16 protein-coding genes are annotated in these 17,964 nt (G+C 74.7%); 12 read left to right on the top strand and 4 right to left on the bottom strand.

Annotation, left to right across the window (positions count from 1 at the left end; genetic code table 11):
• Nucleotides 1-18: 18 nt before the first annotated feature.
• Complete coding sequence (locus ACFWAR_RS05640; RefSeq protein ID WP_385773388.1) at nt 19-2,190, bottom strand: SpoIIE family protein phosphatase; 2,172 nt, start codon at nt 2,188-2,190, stop codon at nt 19-21.
• 19 nt (nt 2,191-2,209) lie between these two features.
• Nucleotides 2,210-3,679 carry an MFS transporter gene (locus ACFWAR_RS05635; protein WP_385773386.1) on the bottom strand — a complete coding sequence of 490 codons (1,470 nt, stop codon included), beginning with the start codon at nt 3,677-3,679 and terminating at the stop codon, nt 2,210-2,212.
• Between the two features lie 92 nt (nt 3,680-3,771).
• Between ACFWAR_RS05635 and ACFWAR_RS05630 the strand changes: the two genes are divergently transcribed.
• From ACFWAR_RS05630 to ACFWAR_RS05605, 6 genes are all read left to right on the top strand, one after another.
• Nucleotides 3,772-4,701, top strand: a complete 930-nt coding sequence (locus ACFWAR_RS05630) for a LysR family transcriptional regulator (protein ID WP_385773384.1) — start codon at nt 3,772-3,774, stop codon at nt 4,699-4,701.
• 45 nt (nt 4,702-4,746) lie between these two features.
• Complete coding sequence (locus ACFWAR_RS05625) at nt 4,747-5,988, top strand: glycosyltransferase (protein WP_385773382.1); 1,242 nt, start codon at nt 4,747-4,749, stop codon at nt 5,986-5,988.
• A 148-nt stretch (nt 5,989-6,136) separates the two neighbouring features.
• Nucleotides 6,137-6,364 (top strand): FeoA family protein, encoded by a 228-nt coding sequence (locus ACFWAR_RS05620; protein ID WP_354381035.1) that lies wholly within the window; start codon nt 6,137-6,139, stop codon nt 6,362-6,364.
• A complete protein-coding gene (gene feoB, locus ACFWAR_RS05615; protein ID WP_385773379.1) occupies nt 6,361-8,553 on the top strand; it encodes a ferrous iron transport protein B in 2,193 nt (730 codons plus the stop codon). The genes ACFWAR_RS05620 and feoB overlap by 4 nt, the downstream gene beginning before the upstream one ends.
• A complete protein-coding gene (locus tag ACFWAR_RS05610) occupies nt 8,550-8,915 on the top strand; it encodes a FeoC-like transcriptional regulator (RefSeq protein ID WP_385773377.1) in 366 nt (121 codons plus the stop codon). Before feoB ends, ACFWAR_RS05610 begins: the two co-directional genes overlap by 4 nt.
• A 79-nt stretch (nt 8,916-8,994) precedes the next feature.
• Nucleotides 8,995-9,744 carry a class I SAM-dependent methyltransferase gene (locus tag ACFWAR_RS05605; RefSeq protein ID WP_385773375.1) on the top strand — a complete coding sequence of 250 codons (750 nt, stop codon included), beginning with the start codon at nt 8,995-8,997 and terminating at the stop codon, nt 9,742-9,744.
• A 19-nt stretch (nt 9,745-9,763) separates the two neighbouring features.
• Here ACFWAR_RS05605 and ACFWAR_RS05600 read toward each other — a convergent pair whose 3' ends face one another.
• Nucleotides 9,764-10,705 carry an alpha/beta hydrolase fold domain-containing protein gene (locus tag ACFWAR_RS05600; protein ID WP_385773373.1) on the bottom strand — a complete coding sequence of 314 codons (942 nt, stop codon included), beginning with the start codon at nt 10,703-10,705 and terminating at the stop codon, nt 9,764-9,766.
• A gap of 195 nt (nt 10,706-10,900) precedes the next feature.
• On the opposite strand from ACFWAR_RS05600, the gene tdh reads away from it, so the two are divergent.
• The 3 genes from tdh to ACFWAR_RS05585 all read left to right on the top strand — a co-directional run bounded on the left by tdh (nt 10,901) and on the right by ACFWAR_RS05585 (nt 14,222).
• Nucleotides 10,901-11,929 carry an L-threonine 3-dehydrogenase gene (tdh, locus tag ACFWAR_RS05595; protein ID WP_385773371.1) on the top strand — a complete coding sequence of 343 codons (1,029 nt, stop codon included), beginning with the start codon at nt 10,901-10,903 and terminating at the stop codon, nt 11,927-11,929.
• Between the two features lie 154 nt (nt 11,930-12,083).
• A complete protein-coding gene (locus ACFWAR_RS05590; protein ID WP_385773369.1) occupies nt 12,084-13,295 on the top strand; it encodes a glycine C-acetyltransferase in 1,212 nt (403 codons plus the stop codon).
• Between the two features lie 12 nt (nt 13,296-13,307).
• Nucleotides 13,308-14,222, top strand: coding sequence for a LysR family transcriptional regulator (locus ACFWAR_RS05585; RefSeq protein WP_385773367.1), 915 nt, complete (start codon nt 13,308-13,310; stop codon nt 14,220-14,222).
• 35 nt (nt 14,223-14,257) lie between these two features.
• Here ACFWAR_RS05585 and ACFWAR_RS05580 read toward each other — a convergent pair whose 3' ends face one another.
• The gene (locus ACFWAR_RS05580; RefSeq protein WP_385773365.1) at nt 14,258-14,575 is read right to left on the bottom strand and encodes a putative quinol monooxygenase; all 318 of its coding nucleotides are present in this window, start codon (nt 14,573-14,575) and stop codon (nt 14,258-14,260) included.
• A 59-nt stretch (nt 14,576-14,634) separates the two neighbouring features.
• On the opposite strand from ACFWAR_RS05580, the gene ACFWAR_RS05575 reads away from it, so the two are divergent.
• From ACFWAR_RS05575 to ACFWAR_RS05565, 3 genes are read left to right on the top strand one after another with little or no spacing between them, the layout of a single operon-like run.
• Complete coding sequence (locus ACFWAR_RS05575) at nt 14,635-14,994, top strand: MerR family transcriptional regulator (protein ID WP_385773363.1); 360 nt, start codon at nt 14,635-14,637, stop codon at nt 14,992-14,994.
• A 52-nt stretch (nt 14,995-15,046) separates the two neighbouring features.
• On the top strand, nt 15,047-15,442 hold the full coding sequence (locus tag ACFWAR_RS05570) for a hypothetical protein (RefSeq protein ID WP_385773361.1): 396 nt from the start codon (nt 15,047-15,049) through the stop codon (nt 15,440-15,442).
• 8 nt (nt 15,443-15,450) lie between these two features.
• Entirely contained in the window at nt 15,451-17,922 is a 2,472-nt protein-coding gene (locus ACFWAR_RS05565; RefSeq protein ID WP_385773548.1) for a DUF4132 domain-containing protein, read from the top strand.
• Nucleotides 17,923-17,964 lie beyond the last annotated feature (42 nt).

Raw genomic sequence — 17,964 nt, 5'->3', positions numbered from 1 at the left:
GCGGGGGCGGGGCGCGACTCACCCGCGCTGCCGGCCGCCCGGGGTCCGGGCGGCCAGCAGCAGCGCGATGTCGTCCGGGCGGTCGGTGGCCTGCCCCGCCTCGCTGATCAGCAGGTCCGCCGTCTCGGTCAGGGGGCCCGGCCCGGCGGCGGCCAGCGCCGCCCGCAGCCGCTCCACCCCGACGTCGATGTCCGTACCCGGCTCCTCCACCAGCCCGTCTGTGTACAGGGCGAGCACCGCGCCGACCTCCAGGGCGAGTTCGGCGACCGGGTACGCGGCCCGCGGATCGATGCCCAGGACCACACCGCCCGGCAGGTCCAGCACCTCGGCCCGACCGTCCGGGTGGCGCAGCAGGGGCTGGGGATGCCCCGCCCGCACGGCGCGGGCCCGGCCCGACGCCGGTTCGAGCAGGACGTAGCAGCAACTGGCGAACTGCCCCGGATCCAGGCCGATCAACAGCCTGTTGGTGCCGCTCACCACCTCCTGTGGGCTGCTCCCGCTCAGGGCGAAGGCCCGTACGGCGCTGCGCAGTTGGCCCATGGTGGCGGCGGCCGCCACCCCGTGTCCCTGGACGTCCCCGATCACCAGCGCCAGCAGTCCGGGCCCCGTCTCGATGACGTCGTACCAGTCCCCGCCGACGTCCATGCCCTGGGTGCCCGCCAGATAGCGGGCCACCGTGTCCACCTGGTCCAGCACCGGCAACCGGGCCGGGAGCAGCGCCGACTGGAGGCCGCGGGCGAGGGCGGCCTCGGTGTCGTAGCGCTGCGCCCGCTCCAGGGCCTGCGCGATCAGACCGGCCAGCGCGGTCAGCACGGTGCGCTCCTCCGGGCTGAAGCCCCGGGGGGCGTCGAAGCCCAGGATGCACGAGCCCACCGGCCGACCGGAGGCGATCAGGGGCAGGAAGGCCCGGGCGCCGACGTCGGTGTCCATCGGGATCCCCGGGTAGGCCGCGGCCAGGTGCTGCATGGACTCGAAGAAGATCGGCCGCCCCGACGTCAGGGTCTCCACCCCCGGCAACCGCACGTCCAGCGCCACCCCGTCGAACCGGTTCAGGAAGCCGGTGGGAAAGCCCGTCTCCCACGCGAGGTGCAGATGGCGCTCGTTGAGCAGGTAGATCGCCAACTGGCGGCCGCCGAAGGCCGGCAGCAGCTCCTCGGTCACCACGGCCGACACCTGACGGGCGGTCACCGCCTCCGTCAGCGCGATGGCCATGGCCACCGGCCGGTACACGGCCGTCGCCCGGTCCGCGGGCGAACCGAGGCCGGCGCCCGGCCGGGTCACCGAGCCGGGTGCGTACGGGGGTGGTCCGGAGGCCGCGAGCAGCACGCTGATCCCGCCCCGCCCCGGATACAGGTCCACGGAGATCCACTCCCCGCCGGGACGGTGGGCCAGGAACCCCACGGGCTCCCCGGACATGTACGCGGACCGGAAGTGGTCCTCGTGCACGGGCTGGCCCAACCAGGACACCGCCTCCCACAGCACGCGCCCCGGCAGCCCGGCCGCTTCCGGGCCCAGCAGGGCGTCCGCCCCCGCACTGACGAAACCCACCCGGCCGTGCCGGTCCAGGGACAGGAGGGCCTGCGGCATCCGGTCGACCGCCTGCGCGGCATCGGCCGCCGGCTCGGGCGGCTCCACGCACAGCGGGTCGCCGTCCCACACCACCGGCGCGCCCCGCGCGGTCAGCCGCGCCAACTCCCGGGCCAGCGCCGCGGCCGCCCCGCGCAGCCGCTCCCGGTCCTCGGGGCCGACGGGCTTGCCGGGGGTCGCCGCGCGCAGCACCATGAGCACCCCGTACCGCTCGCGCCCGGCGGTCACCGGCTCGTAGAGCGAGCCCCAGGCGAACGGCAGCCCGGCCATGAGCTGCGGGAACAGCCGCATCGTGGATTCCGCGTCGGGCAGGTGCACGGCGTGCCCGGAGCGGTACGCCTCGGCCACCGGGTACGGGCGGTTCACCTGCATCCGCCACCAGGGACGGAACAAGGGCCCCGGCAGCCCCGACAGCACCGCGAGCCGCAACAGGTCCTCCGTCCCGGACCGCAGGTACACCCCGCCCGAGAAGCCCCCGAGGGCCTCGGCCGCCTCCACCGCGGCCCGCACGAGTGCCCGGCCCGTCTCGTCCGGGGCGGGCCCGCGGCTGTCCGGTCTGGCCGTCACACAGACAGGATGCGCCCGCACCGGCGGCCGGTGCATCCCGGGGGCGTCCGCCCGTCTACGCGCCCGAGCGCGCGCCGGGGCGCACACCGCCCCGGTAGCCCACCACCACGACCGCCGTCACCGCCAGCAGCGCCACGGCCACCGTCCGCAGCGCCGTCCCCATGGCGCCGGTGAAGGCGGCGGCCTGCGCCGCGTCCCGCGGGATCCCGTGGAAGCGCGAGGCCAGCACCGTGCCCACCACCGCCACCCCGAGCGCGGCGCCGATCTCCCGCGCCGCCGTGTTCAGCCCGGACCCCAGCCCGGCCTGGTGCACCGGGAGTTCGGCGACCACCGTCAAGGTCAGCGCGGGCGCGCACAGCCCGGTGCCGACGGAGAGGACCAGCAGGTAGCAGGCGTACACCGGGTACGGAGTGCCCGCGTCCACCGTCGACACCAGCAGCAGGCCCACCCCGATCAGGGCCAGCCCCGCCCCGGCGGGCAGCCGCGGCCCGGTCCGCTGCTGGAGCCGGGCGCCCAGCCGGGGCACCAGCACCATGCCCACGGTGAGCGGCACGATCGCCAGGCCCGTCAGGGCGGGGGAGAAGCCCTTCGCGTACTGGAGGTACTGCGCGTTGACGAAGAAGAGGGCGAACAGCCCGAAGAAGGCCGCCCCGATCCCGAGGGCCCCGGCCCGCAGGCGCCGCGAGGCGAAGATCCGCGGGTCCAGCAGCGGCCGCGCGACGCGCAGCGCGTAGCCGGTGAAGACCGCCAGCAGCGCGAGCCCCGCCCCGAAGGCGCACAGCACCGGCGCCGACGCCCAGCCGAAGGCGGGACCCTCGATGATCCCGTAGACCACCGCGAACAGGGCCCCCGCCAGCAGCAGCGCGCCCAGCGGGTCCACCGCCGCATCGGCCCGCGCCGGGGTGCGCGGGACCGTACGGGCCACCACGAGCGCGAGCACGACGCCGAGCGGCACCACCGCCCAGAACAGGGCGCGCCAGGTCAGGAACTCGCCCACCAGCCCGCCGCCCACGTTGCCCGCCAGCCCGCCGAGGCCCGCGGACAGGGTCCAGGTGGCCAGGGCCTGGCCGCGCCGCTCCGGCGCGCTCAGGTGGACCAGTACGGACATGGTGGCGGGCATGATCAGCGCCGCTCCCACCCCGCACAGCCCGCGCCCCGCGATCAGCACGGCGGGGGAGTCGGCCAGCGCGCTGAGCGCGCCGCCCGCCGCGAACAGGCCGAGCCCCGCGAGCAGGGCGCCCTTGCGGCCGTACCGGTCGCCGAGGGCCCCGGCGGGGATCAGCAGCGCGGCGAAGACGATGACGTACGCGTCGACCGCCCACAGGAGTTCCCCGGGCGCGGGGCGCAGCGACGACGCGGCGAGCTGCGGGATCAGCAGGTTGACGGCCGCGACCATCGCCTGGGCGACGAGGACGCAGGCGCACAGGACGAGCACCACGGCCCGCGGGGGACCCGACGGGGCGGCCGCGGCCGTCGGCGGGGCGGGCGCGGCGGGCCCGGGGCGGTTCTGGGCAGGGCGGAGCACGGCTCCTCCTCGGAGCTGGAAGGGGTGATCTGGATGCCCTCACCGTAGGGTTGGCGTGACCTGCTTTCCAGTGCAAGTTATGCAAGGAATGAATGCGCGTGACGCAATCCGGCCTGGACCTCAACCTGCTCGTGGCCCTCGACGTGCTGCTGGAGGAGTCGAGCGTCTCCCGCGCGGCCGCCCGGCTGCACCTGTCCGAACCCGCCATGAGCCGCACCCTCGGCCGGATCCGCAAGGCCCTCGGCGACCCCGTCCTTGTCCGCGCCGGACGGTCCATGGTGCCCACCCCGCACGCCCTCGCCGTGCACGGCGAGGTGCGCGCCGTCGTCGAGCGGGCCCGCTCCCTCTTCCTCTCGGGCGGCCGGATCGACCTGGCCACGCTCCAGCGCACCTTCAGCGTCATCGCGAACGACGCCTACGTGGCCACCTGCGCGGCCACGCTCTTCGACCGGGTGGCCCGCGAGGCCCCCGGCGTGCGCCTGAGGTTCCTGCCGGAGAGCCACGCGGACCTGGCCGCCCTGCGCGAGGGCGTCGCCGACCTGGAGCTCGGCGTCGTGGACACCCGCTCGCCCGAGGTGCACGTGGAACACCTCGCCGACGAGCGCGTGTTGGGCGTCGTACGCCCCGGGCACCCGCTGCTGCGCGGCCGGGTCACCGCCCGGCGGTTCGCCGCCGCCGAGCACCTGATCGCCTCCCGGCGCGGCCGCCTGGAGGGGCCGGTGGACGCCGCGCTCGCCGAACTGGGCCTGACCCGCAAGGTGGTGGGCAGCGTCGGGACCTTCCCCGCCTCCCTGTTCGTGCTGCGCCGCAGCGACCTCGTCGGGCTGATCACCCACCAGGCCGGTCCGCTCGCCGACGCGCTGGGGCTGGAGACCTTCCCGATCCCGCTCGACCTGCCCACGATGCCCTTCGGGATGGCCTGGCACCCGCGGCACGACGCCGACCCGGCCCACGCCTGGCTGCGCTCCTGCGCCCGCGAGCTCACCCGGGCCCCCGACGGGCCGCCCGTGGCGCCCTCCTGAGCTGCGAACTCGCGCGGGCCGAGGGCGGGATGACACAGTGAAACCATGCGCGTACTGATGGTGACAGCGGGTTCTTGGGGCGACGTCGCCCCCTACACCGGACTCGGGACGCGGCTGCGCGCCGCCGGCCACGAGGTGGTCATCGCCACCCACGTGCGCTTCGAGGGCGCCGTCACCGCGCTCGGCCTGGGATTTCGGCCGCTGCCGGTCGATCCCCGGGTGGAACTCGCCTCGCCCGTGGGCCAGCGGCTGACCCGCGCGGTCAGCACCCCCGTCGCCATGGCCCGGGTCGTGCGACTGGCCCGCGAGTTCATCCCGCCCCTGACCGACGGGGTGGCCGCCGCGGTGCGCGCCGGGGCCGACGTCGTCCTCGCCTCGACCCTCACCGAACCGCTGTGCGCCACCCTCGCCGAGGGGTACGGGCTGCCCTGCGTCGGCGCCCACCTGCTGCCCGTCACCCCCAGCCGGGCCATCCCGCCGCTCGTCGCCGGGGGCCGCTCGCTGGGCCCCCACGGCAACAAGCTGACCGGACGGGCCATCTGGGCCTGCGGCGACCGGGCCTTCGCCCCCGGGGTGCGCGCGCTGCGCCGCGAACTGGGCCTGCCGCCGCGCCGGTTCAGCGGCCCCCTCGGCATGGACCCGGACCGGCTGATCCACCACGGATTCAGTCCGCTCGTCCTGCCGCGCCCCGCCGACTGGCCCGCCGGACACCGCGTCGGCGGGTACTGGTGGCCCGAACGGCCCGCCGGCTGGCAGCCGCAGCAGCGGCTCCTGGACTTCCTCGACGCGGGCCCGCCCCCCGTCTTCGCCGGTTTCGGCAGCCTGGTCGCCGGGGACGCGGAACGCCTGGGCGCGCTGCTGGCCGCCGCCCTGCGCAAGGCGAAGGTGCGCGGGATCGTCCAGGCGGGCTGGAGCGGGCTGAGCGCCGAGGGGGACGACCTGATCGCCGTTCCCGAGGTCCCGCACGACTGGCTCTTCCCCCGGACCGCCGCGGTGATCCACCACGCGGGCGCGGGCACCTCCGCGGCCGGGCTGCGCGCGGGGGTACCCGCCGTCCCCGTGCCCGTCCAGCTCGACCAGCCGTTCTGGGCCGCCCGGCTGCACGCCCTCGGCGTGGCCGCACGCCCGGTGCGCTACCAGCGGCTCACCGTCGACCGGCTGGCCGCCGCCGTCCGCGAGGCCACCACCGACCCGGGCATGCGCGCGCGGGCCCGCGACCTCTCGGCCGCACTGGCCCGGGAGGACGGCGCCGCCCCGGTGCTCAAGACGCTCGCGGAACTGGGCTGAGCGACCGAAAGGACGAGCCCGCCCCACCGGTGACGGGCTGAAAGTCCCGAACGATCAGGGACTTTGCGCGCCTTCCGGTCCGGTCGGAGCTGCTTAGGCTTACCTAAGTGGAATCGATCAGCGAAGAATCAGCGAAGAAGGTGTACTGGTGCCGTCGCTCAACGACAGCCGTCCCGGGACGACCGTGAGGATCACCGGGATCGACCCCGGCCACCGCGGCGGCAGCCGCAGACGGCTCCTGGAGTTCGGCTTCGTACCGGGCGCCGAGGTCACCGTGATCGCCCGCGGCGCGACCGGCGGACTGCTCGTCGGCCTCGGCGCCACCCGGGTGGCGCTCGACTCCCGCACCGCCGACCGGCTGCGGTGGGCCCGATGAGCTGCCACGCGCCCGGCGCACGCAGCAACACCGGCGCGGGCGCCGCCCTCGCGGACGACGGCGCGGACGGCCCGCAGGGCGCCGCCGCCCCGCTCGTCGCCCTCGCGGGCAACCCGAACGTCGGCAAGTCCACGCTCTTCAACGCCCTCACCGGCGCCCACCAAAGGGTCGGCAACTGGCCCGGCAAGACCGTCGCGGTGGCCCAGGGCGACTGGCGGGGCGTCCTCCCCGACGGCCGCCGGTTGCGCGTCGCCGACCTGCCCGGCTCCTACAGCCTGCTCCCCGACTCCCCGGACGAGGAACTCGTCCGCGACGTCCTGAGCGCGCCCCCGGGAGCCCGGCCCGCCGTCGTCGTCTTCGCCCTGGACGCGGCCAACCCGGCCCGCAACCTCTACCTCCTCTCCCAGGTCCTGGACACCGGCATCCCCGTCGTCGTCGCGCTCACCATGACCGACGTCGCCGCCCGGCGCGGGAGCGCGCCCGACCCCCGGGCGCTCTCCCGCGAACTGGCCCTGCCCGTGGTCGTGGTCGAGGGCCGCACCGGAACCGGACTGGACCTCCTCGCCGACGCCGTCACCGACGCCCTGCGCGCCCCCGCCACGGCCGCGGCGACCGACCCCGGCTGGGCGACCGGCTCGCCCGTGGAGGCCGAACTCGCCCCGCTCGTCCGGGCCGCCGAAGCCGTCCACCACCCCTACCCCGCGCGCTGGTTGGCCGTGAGCCTGCTCTGCGCGGAGGAACCCCCCGCCGCGCCCGAGCCGCTCACCGCCCTGGCCCGCGCGGCCGCGGCCCGCCTGGCCGCCCCGGACGAGGAAGCCGACGACGACACCGCCGATGCGGGCGCCGACGCCGAGTTGCTGATCGCCGAGGCCCGCTACGCCTGGGCGCACCGGGTCATCGCCCGGGCCACGCCCACCGGCGCCCGGCCCCGACCCACGCTGACCGACCGGGTCGACCGGCTGCTGTTGTCCCGCTCCTTCGGCATCCCCTTCTTCCTCGCCGTCATGTGGGGCGTCTTCGAAGCGACCACCACCCTCGCCAAACCCCTCCAGGACGGCCTCGGCGACTTCGTCTCCGGTCCGGTCGGCAGCGGGGCGACCCGGCTCCTGGAAGCCGCCTCGGCGCCCGACTGGCTCACCGGCCTGCTCGTGGACGGCCTGATCAACGGCGTCGGGCAACTGCTCACCTTCGTACCCCTGATGATCATCATGTTCGCGCTGCTGGCGCTGCTGGAGGACTCCGGCTACTTCGCCCGGGCCGCCTTCGTCGCCGACCGCCTGATGCGCACCCTGCGGCTGCCCGGCCGCGCCTTCCTCCCGCTCGTCGTCGGCTTCGGCTGCAACGTGCCCGCCTTCGCGAGCACGCGGATCCTCAGCCGTCGCTCGCACCGGCTCCTGGTCGGCATGCTCATCCCGTACATGAGCTGCACCGCCCGGCTCGCCGTCTACGTGATGATCGCGGGCATCTTCTTCGGCTCGAACTCCGGCACCGTCGTCTTCGGCCTGTACGTCGGATCCGTCCTGCTCGTCGTCGGCATGGGCCTGCTGCTGCGCCCGCTCCTCTTCAAGGACATGCGCGAGGAGCCGCTCGTCCTGGAACTGCCCCCGTACCGGCTCCCCACCCTGCGCGTCACCGGCGCCCAGGTGTGGCAGAAGCTCGCCGCCTTCCTGCGCACCGCGGGCGGGATCATCGTGGCCACCGCCGCGGCCGTGTGGCTCCTGATGGCCATCCCGGCGGGCGCGGCCGCGGGCCCCGACGGCGCCGGGGGCTTCGGGAACGTCGCCGTCGAGCAGAGCGTCTTCGGCAGGGTCACCGAGGCCGTCGCCCCCGTCGTGGCCCCCGCCGGCTTCGGCGACTGGCACGCCACGGCCGCCCTCGGCACCGGGCTCATCGCCAAGGAGGGCGTGATCTCCACCCTCGCCCAGACCTACTCGGCGCAGGAGGAGGGCGGGCCCGTGCTCAGGAACAGCCTGCGCGCGACCTTCACGCAGTCCTCCGGCGGCCATCCGGAAGCCGCCGCGCTCGCCTTCCTCGTCTTCGTCCTGGCCTACACCCCCTGCATGGCCACCCTCGCGGCGCAGCGCGCCGAGATCGGCACCCGGCTCACCCTGATCGGCTTCGGCCTCCAACTGGCCGCCGCCTGGCTGCTCGCCACCGGGGTCTTCCAGCTCGCGAGGCTGGTGTGGTGACCCGCGCGCCGGACGGGGGCCCGGGTGGCGCCGCCGGGCCCGCGATGCTGCGCCGACTGCTGCGGGAGTTCGAGGAGGCGGCTCCCGGGGAGGGGCTCGCGCGGATCGCCGCCCGGCTCGGCATCAGCACGGCCGAGGCGGCGGGACTGGCGGACTACTGGGTCCGCAAGGGCCGGCTGAAGCGGGAGGAGATCGGCGCCCCGGACTGCTCCGGGTGCTTCTTCGCCAGCCGCGGTTGCACCACGTGCCCGGACGACCCGGGCGGTGCGTCCGGCCGTACGGGCGCCACGGCGCGCCCGGTGCTGGTCGCGCTGAGCCCCGTACGCCCCGTACGCCCCGCGCGGTCCGCACGCCCCCGATAGGCCTACCGCTTCCCTCGTCCGGGGGACGGGGCACCGGCCCGACCGGCCCCGCCGCCCCGCGCGGGGCACGATACGGATCATGCGGAAGCAGTACGACACCATCGGCGCGCGCTACGCCGAGTCCAAGACCACGGCCGCCTTCTCGGCCGCCGACACCTGCACCCTGCTGGGCGCCCTCGACGCGCTCGGCGGGGTGCACGGGCTCGACGCCCTCGACCTCGCCTGCGGATACGGCTACAACACCCGACTGCTCGCCCGCGGCGGCGCCCGGCGGACCGTCGGCGTCGACATCTCCGAACGGATGATCGCGCTCGCCCGGGAGGAGCCCCACGAGCCGGTGGCCGCGGCCACCGGGGCACGGATCGAGTACGTGGTCGGCGACGCCGCCGCGATGCCCCAGCTCGGCCCCTTCGACCTGGCGACCGCCGTCCACCTGTTCAACTACGCCCCCGACCGCAGCGCCCTCCACGCCATGTTCCGCTCGATCCGGACCAACCTGCGCCCCGGTGGGCGACTGCTGGCCATCGTGCCCAACCCGGGCGCCTTCCCGCACCAGGACTGGTCGCCGTACGGCGTCAGGATCCTGGACCGGGACCCGTCCGGGGACGCGCCGCTGCTGCGCGCCCAGTTCCTCACCGATCCGCCCGTGCCCTTCGAGTTCCGCGAATGGGCCCACGCCGACTTCGCCGAGGCGGCCGTCGAGGCGGGCTTCACCACCGTCGCCTGGCAGCCCGCCCGCACCCCGCCGCCGGACGCGGACCGCGACGAGGCGTTCTGGGCGGCGTACCGGGCCCGCCCGATCAGCTCCCTCATGACCTGCGCGGCCTGACCGGCTCCCGTACGACCGCTCAGCCGGGCGCGGAGGCCGGGTCAGGGCCCGGTTCGGGGTCGGTCGCGGAGCGGACCAGCCGGACGATCTCGGCGCGCGCCGCGCGCCCCTCCGGGACCGGGAGCAGCGGGTAGACGTGCGGCAGCCCCGGCAGCTCGTGGTAGTCCACCTCGACGCCCTCGGCGCGCGCCCGGCGCACCAGCTCCCGGCTGTCGGTGACCAGGACGTCCCGCGAGCCCGTGAACACCGTCAGCGGCGCCAACCCGGCGAAGGAGCCGCGCAGCGGGCTCACCCGGGGGTCGTCGGTGGCCAGCGTCCCCGCGTACAGCCGCCCCGCCTCCACCAGCCCCGGCCGCGCGAGCATCGGATCGGCCGATTCCAGCGCACCCTGCTCGGGATGGGTCATCGTCACGTCCAGCCAGGGGGAGACCAGCACGATCCGGGAGGGCTGCGCGCCGGTCCGGTCGCGCAACCGCTGCGCGGCCGCGAGCGCGAGCCCCGCGCCCGCGGAGTCCCCGATCAGCACGGTGCCACCGGGCCCGCCGCTCGCGATCAGCCCGCTCAGCAGGTCCGCGGCCACCGGCACCGTCCGGTCGGCGGTCCCGCGCGGCGCCAGGATGTAGGCCGGTACGACGCAGCGCGCCCCGGCCTCGCTCACCAGGGTCCGCACCAGCGCCCAGTGCGGCCGGACCAACTCGCCCACGTAGCCGCCGCCGTGCACGTAGAGCACGCGGGCCGCGGGCTCCGCGTCCCGCGGCGCGACCTCGTACACCGGCCACGCCCCGACGAAGGTGCGCGAGACCTCGGCGACCTTGCCCAACCAGCGCGGCGGCAGGTGCGACGCGGGCCTGCGGGCCGACTCGGCCACGCGCGCCCGCACCGCCTCGGCACTCGCGAACCTCTTCCGTCGCCCCGCCGCGATCAGCGCGGCCGACAGCGCGCGACTGCGCAGACTCGGCACCCGCCGCCACCTCCCTGTTCCCCGTCGTGCCCCGGCCCCGTCACGGGAGGAGCATAGGCGTGAAGCTGGGCTGTCGACCCGCTTAAGAAATCCTCGATGGACTGATCGTTACCGGGTCGGCAGATTGGTGTCCGTCGATGCGCCGCACCCGTCCCAGGGGTCGCTGCGCCCCCTCCGCATGCCTGGAGCCACCCCATGAAGGCACTCGTCAAGCACAAGGCCGAGCCCGGGCTGTGGCTCATGGACGTGCCCGAGCCCGAGCACGGGCCCGGAGACGTGTTGATCAAGGTCCTGCGCACCGGCATCTGCGGCACCGACCTGCACATCCGTTCGTGGGACGGCTGGGCCCAGGGCGCGGTCAAGACCCCGCTGATCCTCGGCCACGAGTTCGTCGGCGAGGTCGCCGCGGTCGGCGCGGACGTCCAGGACATCGAGGTCGGCGCGCTGGTCAGCGGCGAGGGCCACCTGGTGTGCGGCAAGTGCCGCAACTGCCTCGCCGGCCGCCGTCACCTGTGCCGCAGCACGATCGGTCTCGGTGTCGGGCGCGACGGCGCCTTCGCCGAGTACGTGGTGCTGCCCGCGCAGAACGTGTGGGTGCACCGCACCGAGGTCGACCTGGACGTGGCGGCGATCTTCGACCCCTTCGGCAACGCCGTCCACACGGCCCTGTCCTTCCCGCTGGTCGGCGAGGACGTGCTGATCACCGGTGCGGGCCCGATCGGCATCATGGCGGCGGCCGTCGCACGGCACGCCGGTGCGCGCAGCGTGACGATCACCGACGTCAGCCCCGAGCGGCTGGAGATCGCCCGCAAGGCGGGCGCCACGCTCGCGCTCGACGTCCGCGACGCCACGATCGCCGACGCCCAGGCGCAGCTCGGCCTGCGCGAGGGCTTCGACATCGGCCTGGAGATGTCGGGCCGTCCCGAGGCCATGCGCGACATGATCGACAACATGACCCACGGCGGCCGGATCGCGATGCTGGGCCTGCCCGCGCAGGAGTTCCCGGTGGACTGGGCGAAGGTGGTCACCTCGATGATCACCATCAAGGGCATCTACGGTCGCGAGATGTTCGAGACCTGGTACGCGATGACGGTGCTGCTGGAGGGCGGGCTCGACCTGACCCCGGTGATCACCGGCCGCTACTCGCACCGCGACTTCGGCGCCGCCTTCGACGAGGCCGCCACCGCCCGCAGTGGCAAGATCATCCTGGACTGGACGGCGTAACCGTCCGGTCCGCTCGATCCCGCACCACCCCCCGGCGCGCCCTCCCGCGCGCCGCCCCGAACCATCTCCCTCCGGCCGGGCCCCGCACCACCCTCCCCCCTCCGCGGGGCCCGGCCCCCTCCGTCCGCCGCCGCTCCAGTGGAAAGAGAGCACCATGTTCGATTCCGTACGTGACGACCTGCGCACCACCCTCGACGAGATCCGCTCCGCCGGGCTGCACAAGCCCGAGCGCGTCATCGGCACCCCGCAGAACGCGTCCGTCGGCGTCACCTCAGGCGGCGTGGCGGGTGCCTCGGGCGAGGTGCTGAACTTCTGCGCGAACAACTACCTCGGCCTGGCCGACCACCCCGAGGTGGTCGCCGCCGCGAAGGACGCGCTGGACCGCTGGGGCTACGGCATGGCCTCCGTCCGCTTCATCTGCGGCACGCAGGAGGTGCACAAGGAACTGGAGGCCCGGCTCTCCTCGTTCCTCGGCCAGGAGGACACGATCCTCTACTCCTCCTGCTTCGACGCCAACGGCGGCGTCTTCGAGACCCTGCTCGGCGCCGAGGACGCGGTGATCTCCGACGCCCTCAACCACGCCTCGATCATCGACGGCATCCGCCTCTCCAAGGCCCGCCGCTACCGCTACGCCAACCGCGACCTCGCGGAGCTGGAGACCCGGCTCAAGGAGTCCCAGGACGCGCGCCGCCGCCTGATCGTCACCGACGGCGTCTTCTCCATGGACGGCTACGTCGCCCCGCTCGCCGAGATCTGCGACCTGGCCGAGCGCTACGACGCCATGGTCATGGTCGACGACTCGCACGCCGTCGGCTTCGTCGGCCCCGGCGGCCGCGGCACCCCCGAGCTGCACGGCGTCATGGACCGCGTCGACATCATCACCGGCACCCTCGGCAAGGCCCTCGGCGGCGCCTCCGGCGGTTACGTCGCCGCCCGCGCCGAGATCGTCGCCCTGCTGCGCCAGCGCTCGCGCCCGTACCTCTTCTCCAACTCCCTCGCCCCGGTCATCGCCGCCGCCTCGCTCAAGGTCCTCGACCTGCTCGAATCGGCCGGCGACCTGCGCGAGCAGCTCGCGGCCAACACCTCGCTCTTCCGTACGAAGATGACCGAGGCGGGCTTCGAGATCCTGCCCGGCGACCACGCCATCGCGCCCGTCATGATCGGTGACGCTGCGGAGGCGGCCCGCATGGCGGAGCTGCTGCTGGAGCGCGGCGTGTACGTGATCGGCTTCTCGTACCCCGTCGTTCCGATGGGCGCCGCCCGGATCCGCGTCCAGCTCTCGGCCGCCCACTCGACGGCCGACGTGGAGCGCGCCGTGGCCGCCTTCATCGAGGCCCGCGCGGTGCTCGGCTCCTCCGAGGGCTGACATCATGGAGGGGTGATCGACCCCCGCCGGCTGCGCATCCTGCGGGCCGTGGCGGACCACCGTACGGTGACCGCCGCGGCCGCAGCCCTGTACCTGACCCCCTCCGCCGTGTCCCAGCAGCTCGCGGCGCTGGAACAGGAGAGCGGGCACGTACTGCTCACGCGCAGCGGGCGGGGCGTACGGCTCACCGCCGCCGGGGAGATCCTCGTCGGGCACGCCCACGAGGTACAGGCCCAGCTGGAGCGCGCCGAGGCGGAGCTCGCGGCCTACGCGGGGGGCGTCGCGGGCGAGGTCACGGTGGCCGCCTTCGCCACCGGCATCACCGAAGTGCTCGCCCCGGCCATCGCCCGGCTCGCCCTGGACCACCCCGGCATCCGGTTGCGGGTCCGGGACGCGGAGGGCGACCAGAGCCTGCCGCTCCTGCTCGACGGCGAGGCCGACGTGGCGCTCGCCGTGGAGTACCGCGGCGGCCCGGGCGCCGACGACACCCGGCTGTCGGTCCTCCCGCTCTACGCCGAACCCTTCGACGCGGTGCTCCCCGCGGGGCATCCCCTCGCGGCGCTCCCCGAGGTGTCCCTGGCCGGGCTCTCCGACACCGACTGGGTGGGCCAGTACCCCGGCAACCCCTGCCACGACGTGACCCTGCTGGCCTGCGAACTGGCGGGCTTCCAGCCGCGGTTGCGGCACTCATCCGATGACTTCCGGGCCGTGATCGCCCTGGTCGGCGCGGGCGCGGGCGTCGCCCTGGTGCCGCGCTCGGCGCTGCGCGGCACCGACCTCAAGGAGGTCCAGGTCCGCCCGGTGGAGGGCCCGGCGGCCACCCGCCGCGTCTTCGCGGCCACCCGCAGGGGCGCCGAGACCCACCCCCTCATCGCCCCGGTCCTGGCCGGACTGGCCCGCGAGGCGGGCCGCCTGCCGGCGCACTGAGGCCGCTGCGCGAACGGCGTCCGCCGCGGGCCGGTTCAGGCGGCGGCGGGGTACGGGCTGAGCATGGTGTCGAAGTGGCCGTCCGGAGCCTCCTCCAGGTAGGTCGACAGGTTCTCGAGGAAGGCGCGCAGCGGCGGCGTCGCGTTGTGCCGGTCCAGGTCCTCCTGGGAGCGCCAGACCTCGTACAGGAAGAAGCGGCCGTCCTCCTGCTCGTGCAGGTGGTACTGGAGGTTGCCGGGCTCCTGCCGGGTGGGCTCCACGAAGGAGGAGAGGATGCTCCGGACCTCGTCCGCGCGCTGCGGTCGGGGGCGCAGGAAACCGTAGAGGGACAGGGGGCGTTCCGTGTTCGTCATGGCCCCCACGCTAAGATCTCACATCGATGTGAGGTTCAAGGGGTTGTGAGGAGCGCCACATGAAGATCGGCGAGCTCGGCGCCGCGACGGGCACCTCCGTCCGGCTGTTGCGCTACTACGAGGAGCAGGGCCTCCTGGAGTCCCACCGCGTCGCCGCCGGGCACCGTCGCTACGACGAGGACGCGCCCGCCGTGGTCCGGCGCATCCGCGCGCTGCTGGACGCCGGCCTGCCGACCCGGGTCATCCGCGACCTGCAGCCGTGCATCCGCCAGGACGGCACGGTCTCCGCATGCAAACTGGAGACCCTCCAGGAACACCTCGACGGCCTGGACGCCAGGATCGCCGCGCTCGCGGAGACGCGCGCGTCCCTGGCCGGCCTCGTCTCCGACACCCGGGCCCGCGAACTGGTCGGCGGGTAGCGGGCCCAAGCCCCCCGGCCCGTTGTCAGTGGCGCCCCGTAGCGTCCTCGGCATGGGAACGGTGACCTTCGTCGACGAGACGACATCAGGGGACAGGGGCGCGGCCTTCGGGCTGGAGATCGCCGAGGAGCGCCTCACGGCGCGCGAGTTGATCCGGCGGCGGGTCTTCCAGGAGGTGGCGGAGTTCAACGCGCGGGAGCAGTCGCAGGTCTTCCAGGGCCTCGTCCAACCGCAGGACACCGAGCGCGTGTTGAACGGATACGCGCTGCGCACCCCGCGCCGCATCGACCCGGAGGTCCAGACGGAGCGCGCGCTGGCCGCGTTCGCCGGGAACGGCTTCCTGGTGCTCGTCGGGGACCGTCAGGTCACCGACCCGGACGAGGAGTTGGAGCTGCCCCTCGGCCTCGAGGTCACCTTCCTCAAGCTCGTGCCGCTGGTGGGTGGCTGACCGTGGACATGGTGAGCAAGCTGGACACGATGCGGCGGCACGCGGCCGCGCGCGAGACCGGCCCGCTGGCGTACGAGGCGCTGCGCGTGGCGACGGCCCGTGCGGCCATCACCTGGGAGGCGTGGACCCGGACGGTCGAGCTCCTGGAGGGCCTCGACGCCACGGTGCGCGCGGCCGTCGCGGGGGAGATGGGCCGGCTGTACCCGAAGTTCAGCTCCCCGGAGCGGATGGAGATGAAGGTGCTGCGGCTGCTGCAGGTCGTGGGCGCCGACCTGCCCGGGGATCCGCTCGCGGCCGAGCGGACCGCCGAGTTGGCGAAGCTCGGCACGCAGGCGTCCGTCTGGTCCGGCGGCGGGGCGCAGTTCGTCGCCGAGCACGAACGGGCCGCCGGACGAGCGCTGCCGGCGCCCGTCGTGGCGTTCCTGCGCAGGTGCGGCCTGGACACGTACGGCGGAGCGGAGATGGCGGCCTTGACCAGGACACTGACGGAACCCGTGCTGAACGTGGGGGAGGCGTGGGCCGAGCAGGCCATGGCGGAGGGCGCCGAGGAGCCCTGGCGGGCCCTGCTCGCCCACGCCGCGACCGCGACCTCGGCCAAGCCCACGGTCAAGTGGGACAAGGCCGCGCTCGCCCTGATCGAACCCCTCGGCGGCGACGCCGTGCGGGTGGCGGTGCTCGGCTGGCTCGCCCTCGTCGGTCGCCCCCGCACCTTCGCCTTCACCGACGTGCGGTACGGGCCCGACCCGAACCTCACCTTCGATTCGTACAACGCCAACGCCCTGCGCGGCCTGGCCTGGATCCTCGCGCTGCTGCCCGCGCACCCGGACACCGCCCGCGCGCTCGGCGCGCTCGTCGAGACGGCCTTGAAGAAGGTGCCCGGGCTCGGGCCCGTGAACCCGAAGGTCGCCAACGCCGGGGTCACGGCCCTCGCCCGGATCGACGGCGGGGCGGCGCTCGCGGAGCTGGCCCGGCTCGCCACCCGCACCACCTACAAGGGCACGCTCAAGTTGCTGGGCACCGCCCTCGACCAGCGGGCGGAAGCCCTCGGCCTGAGCCGGGAGGAGATCGAGGAGCTGGCCGTGCCCGCCTACGGGCTGACCGAGGTCGGCCGCGGCGCGGCGGAGTTCGGCGGCTGCACCGCCCTGCTGGAGGTCCAGGGCGCCAAGGTCGTCCTGCGCTGGCGCTCCGCCACCGGCGCCGAGGTCAAGTCCGTCCCCGCCGCGGTCCGGCGCGACCACCCCGAGGAGCTGAAGGAGCTCAAGGCCGCCGTCAAGGACATCGACAAGATGCTCGGCGCCCAAGTGGAGCGCCTGGACCGGCAGTTCCTCGCCCGTCGCACCTGGTCCCACGACGCCTGGCGCGAGCGCTACCTCGACCACCCCCTCGTCGGCAGCCTCGCCCGCCGCCTGCTGTGGACGGTCGACGGCACCCCGGTCGGCTTCGCCGACGGCGCCCTGCGCACCCTCACCGACGATCCGGTCGCGCACGGCACGGAGGTCGCCCTCTGGCACCCCGTCGGCCGCGAGCCCGCCGAGGTGGTCGCCTGGCGGGACTGGCTGGAGCGGCACGCGATCACGCAGCCCTTCAAGCAGGCCCACCGCGAGGTGTACCTGCTGACGGACGCCGAGCGGGCGACGGGCACGTATTCGAACCGGTTCGCGGCGCACGTCCTGCGCCAGCACCAGTTCCACTCCCTCGCCGCGGTCCGCGGCTGGCGCAACAAGCTGCGGCTCTGCGTCGACGACTCGGCGCCGCCCGCCACCCGTGAGCTCCCGCAGTGGGGCCTGCGCGCCGAGTACTGGATCGAGGGCGAGGGCGAGGAGTACGGCGTCGACACCACCGAGTCGGGCAGCTACCTGAGGCTCCGTACCGACCAGGTGCGCTTCTATCCGATCGACGCACCGCAGAACTCGGCGCACTGCTACGGCGGCGGGTACGCCATGTGGCTGCGCGACGGCGCGCAGCCGGTCGAACCGCTCCCGCTCGCCGGGATACCGCCGCTCGTCCTGTCCGAAGTCCTGCGGGACGTGGACCTGTTCGTCGGCGTGGCCAGCGTGGGCGGCGATCCGACCTGGCAGGACGGCGGGCCCGACGGCCGCTTCCGCGAGTACTGGACGTCGTACGGCTTCGGCGAACTGAACCAGAGCGCCGAGACCCGCCGCGCCCTGCTGGAGCGCCTGGTGCCACGGCTCGCGATCGCCGGGCAGTGCACGATCGAGGGCCGGTTCCTGCACGTCAAGGGCGAACTGCGGACGTACAAGATCCACCTCGGCTCGGGCAACATCCTGATGACGCCCAACGACGAGTACCTCTGCATCGTCCCCAAGGCGTCGGCGGGAACCGCCGTCCAGAGCGGCTACGTGCCCTTCGAGGGTGACCGCACCCTGGCGGTCGTGCTCAGCAAGGCGCTGATGCTGGCCAAGGACACCGAGATCACCGACCCGACGATCGTCAGCCAGATCCGCAGGGGGCGCCCCTGAGCGGCGGGACGCGGCGGAGTGGCGGGGCGCCCCTGAGCGGCG

Origin of the sequence: Streptomyces sp. NPDC059917 (assembly GCF_042730635.1) — a bacterium.
Taxonomy (GTDB): Bacteria; Actinomycetota; Actinomycetes; order Streptomycetales; family Streptomycetaceae; genus Streptomyces.
This window is presented reverse-complemented; position numbering and strand designations above follow the sequence as displayed.